Raw genomic sequence first — 3,533 nt, forward strand, 5'->3', positions numbered from 1 at the left:
CGCCTGATCGAGCCCCACCCACCCCCCCCCCCCCCGGAGGACGCGCTGCCGAGACGGCCGGCGGCCGACGCGCTGGTCCGCCGACGCCGGCGCCGGGATCCACGGAGGCGGCGAAGCCGGTCAGAGCTGCCTCGGTGTCCCGGAGGCGCACGGTGCCGTCCTTGCCGGTGCCGGCGATCCAGCGCCCCTCGGGGCTGATCGCCACGTTCCGCACGAACCCCTGGTGACCGCCCAGGACCAGCGGCCGGCGGGTACCGGTGGTTCAGGCCGCCCATGCGACGAGCTGGGCGGCCTCGCGCCGCCGTACGTGGTGGCGCAGTTCGGCCCAGCCGGCGGACGAGCGGCGCCCCGCCCAGTGCGGGTGGAAGGCGATCCGGCAGGACAGGTGCAGCAGGCGGCGGCGCAGCACCGCGTACTCCGCGGGCCGGCAGGCGGCCAGCTGCCGGTAGGCGTGGTTCCAGGCGAGCTGATCGCGGACGAGGTCGTCGGGGAAGCCAGGGTTCACCATGCCCCGTATTCAATCACTTGTTCGAATTCATGGGAGGGTGCCACGCCTGCCCCGGCTCACCTTCCGCGGCTACGCCACGGGGCGGAGCCGGTGGAGTGTGCTCCATCCCTCCAGCGTCCCCATGTCCTCGGGCCGGGCCAGCGGGTTGGCGAGCAGCCGGGTGCTCGCCTCGAAGATCTCCTCCGCGCGCCCGGCGGGGAGCCGGGCCCTGCCGGTGACCGGGCACCGATCCGGCCACGGGGTCCACGCGGGTGCCTCGCCGGTGGTGAGGAACAGCGGCCCCCGGGTGCGGCCGGCGACGAGAAGCGGCAGCAGGCGGGCGGTGCCCGGCCCCCAGTGGATCCACCCGGTCGCGCCGCCCCCGGTGCCGGTTCTCGCGCGCATGTCCGCGACGAGCAGGTCCTCCACGTTCAGGCGCAGCGCCTCGTCGGTCCGCGCCGCGCTCTCGTGCAGGAGCCTCCAGAGCGTCCGCTCCCGCGGGGGCGCGTCCAGCCGCCACAGGGCCTCGACCTGGCTCGCGGTCAGCGCCTCGGCGCGGTGCGGGGGCGCCGGGCGGCGCTCGATCCCGAGGGTGGGGTCGCGCGTGATCCAGCCCCGGGCGAGCCACCAGCCGATCGCCTTGCGGGCGATGGCCAGTTCGCGGTTGACGGTGTCCGCGCCCAGGACGTCGGCCCGCGCGGCGGCGAGCTCGGCGAGCACGGGCGGCAGGCCCGGCGCGCCGAGCGCGGCCAGCGGGAACGGCGCGGGTGCCGCCCCGCGGCGGGCCGGTCCGATGGGCGCGGGGCAGCCGGAGAACATCCACCCCCAGGTCGAGAGCGAGATCCGCCGGATCCACGCGGAGGACCTGGTGCCGGCGCCGGCGAGGTAGCGGTCGACCGCCGCGGCGTAGGTCGGGGGCGGGGCGGAGAGGGGCACGGTCACGGGGCGCGGCGCGAGGAGCGTTCCCCGGCCCTCCGTCGCGGGTGCTTGTTCGATCGCCATCTGTCTCTCCCCTTTCGCTCCGCCGCAGGGGACGGCACTGCGGGCCGGGTCGTCACGGACCCTCGTCACTGTGCACGGCGCGCCCCGGCACCCCTGCCCACGGGTTCCGCGACCGGCGGGGGGCGCGTCGGCGGGCCGCGATCCGGGACCCCTGCCGGGCACCCTCTGTTTCGATCCTCACACCGCTCGTCGGTGTCCCCTGACGCCGAAGTCCCGAGGCGGCTCCGGAGATTCCGGAAACCAGAGACACGCGGAAGGTGAGGCAGATGCACCCCGAGGTCAAGCTTTCGCCGGAAGAGGTCGACCGCGTCATGGGCATCATCGCCCAGGCGTACACCGACATGGAGACGGTCGCCGCGGGCATCGGCGGGCACGCCGGCGCGGTCGGCACCGCCTACAACGGCACGGGCACCGCGACCGCCATGGAGACCTACGAGAACCTCGGCCGCGCCGGCCAGGCCCTGGCCAACGCCCTGGACGGGCTCTCGCAGGACCTCGGCCTGACGTCCAACACCGGCCGGGAGACCGACGACGCGGCACACGGCGCGCTGAACGGCGTGATCCCCGTCAACACGATCTCCGACCACTCCATCGCCGCCCAGATCTGACGCGGCCCCTCAGCACACGAGCACACGAGCGACCCGGAAGAAGAGACGACGGAGGAGAACCCATGCCGTTCAACGGGATGATCCACTTCAGGAACGACAACCTCGACGCCATCCAGTCCCAGACCGCCGGCCAGCAGGAGCAGTACACCCAGATCTGGGACAGCGTGCGCATCCAGCTCATGGGCCTCGTGCAGACCGGCCAGGTGGACGCGCAGATCGGCGCGACCCTCGAATACCGCGACGCGGTCTTCCACCGCGAGTCATCCGGCTACGACGAAAGCGTCACGTCGCAGAACACCGCGATGCGCAACGTCCAGAACATCGGCAACGAGGGCGGTGCCGCCATGGTCCGGGCCGCCGCCGGCGGCCGGGCCTGAGGCGGCACGGGCACCGGGGAGTCCACGGGAGACAGGGAAGACGTCATGAGCACCATCACGATGAACATCGACGCCCACCGGAACGTCGAGACCGCGGTGGGTGAGCGCGACCGGCTCTCCGCGTTGATGGAGTGCGCCGGCAAGATCGGCTCCGACGCCGGCATGTTCGGCCGCGTGCCGAACGGGGCCCGGGCGGCGGCGGCGCTCAGCGCGGCCGTCGCCAGCGTGACCCAGCAGGTGACCGAGGGCGGGCGGACGGTCGACGACATCCGCAGCAGCGCCGCCGCGGCGGCCAGGATCGGCGAGCAGTCCGACCAGGAGGCCGAGCGGACGCTGGCGCAGGCACGGGCGGTGGCCCTCGGGAACTTCGACGCCGTGGCCGGCAGCCGGCAGCGGACCGCCACCAGGGTCGAGCAGGCGGAGGACCTCGGGCGGGCGGGGGGCTGGTGAGGTCATGAGCATCGCGTCGGCCTCGGCGGCCTTCCGGCAGACGATCGAGACGATCAAGAGCGCACAGGAGTACAGCATCCAGGCCGCCTCCGGAGCGTGGTTCACCCTGGCCAACGCCGGGGTGGCGGAGAGCACGGCTCTGGCGAGCACGGCTCAGGGAGCGGCGGCGGAACCGGGCGTCGGCCTCCTGGAGCTCTCCGAACGGCTGGTGCAGATGACCGACTTCACCTCGGGCACCGCGGCCCTGGCCCAGCAGGTCTCCGCCCAGCTCCAGCGGGCGGGGGAGCAGACGGCCAAGGCGGTGCAGGAGGCCATCAGGCTCGAATTGCAGTTCGCGCAGCTGGAGGAGCAGCGGCGGACGCTCTCGACCTCGGCCCACGCCGAGCAGGCCCTCGAAGGCCAGATCATGGCCCTGACCACCCAGGCCCAGGGGGTGCTGACGGGGCTGGACCAGGAGTACGCCAACGTCATCGCCGGTGAGGCCCCGGCGGCCCCCAGGAGCGGTGGCCCCGGTGGCTCCGCCACCGGGCCGACGGCGCCGACGGCGCCGGGGACCGCCGGGGCGACGCCCGCGGCGGCCGGGGGCGCGCAGGCGGGGGCGCCCGCGGG

Annotated in this window: 7 protein-coding genes; 4 read left to right on the plus strand and 3 right to left on the minus strand. The window is 74.5% G+C overall.

The window, feature by feature from the left end:
* The 3 genes from ADY01_RS41975 to ADY01_RS41130 all read right to left on the minus strand — a co-directional run.
* On the minus strand, positions 1-241 hold a 241-nt coding region (locus ADY01_RS41975; RefSeq protein WP_420715763.1), incomplete at its 3' end, for a WD40 repeat domain-containing protein.
* A gap of 21 nt (positions 242-262) precedes the next feature.
* Positions 263-508 (minus strand): hypothetical protein, encoded by a 246-nt coding sequence (locus ADY01_RS34065; RefSeq protein WP_049580642.1) that lies wholly within the window; start codon positions 506-508, stop codon positions 263-265.
* 69 nt (positions 509-577) lie between these two features.
* A complete protein-coding gene (locus ADY01_RS41130) occupies positions 578-1,489 on the minus strand; it encodes a hypothetical protein (RefSeq protein WP_053171502.1) in 912 nt (303 codons plus the stop codon).
* A 266-nt stretch (positions 1,490-1,755) separates the two neighbouring features.
* On the opposite strand from ADY01_RS41130, the gene ADY01_RS39545 reads away from it, so the two are divergent.
* From ADY01_RS39545 to ADY01_RS34090, 4 genes are all read left to right on the plus strand, one after another.
* Complete coding sequence (locus ADY01_RS39545) at positions 1,756-2,097, plus strand: hypothetical protein (protein ID WP_049580643.1); 342 nt, start codon at positions 1,756-1,758, stop codon at positions 2,095-2,097.
* Positions 2,098-2,159: 62 nt separating this feature from the next.
* Complete coding sequence (locus tag ADY01_RS34080) at positions 2,160-2,474, plus strand: hypothetical protein (protein WP_049580644.1); 315 nt, start codon at positions 2,160-2,162, stop codon at positions 2,472-2,474.
* Positions 2,475-2,519: 45 nt separating this feature from the next.
* A complete protein-coding gene (locus ADY01_RS34085; RefSeq protein WP_049580645.1) occupies positions 2,520-2,924 on the plus strand; it encodes a hypothetical protein in 405 nt (134 codons plus the stop codon).
* Between the two features lie 4 nt (positions 2,925-2,928).
* Positions 2,929-3,533: hypothetical protein (locus tag ADY01_RS34090; RefSeq protein WP_049580646.1), on the plus strand; the 605-nt coding region annotated here is incomplete at its 3' end.

Source organism: Streptomyces sp. SBT349 (genome assembly GCF_001083795.1).
In the GTDB taxonomy this organism is placed as follows: domain Bacteria; phylum Actinomycetota; class Actinomycetes; order Streptomycetales; family Streptomycetaceae; genus Streptomyces.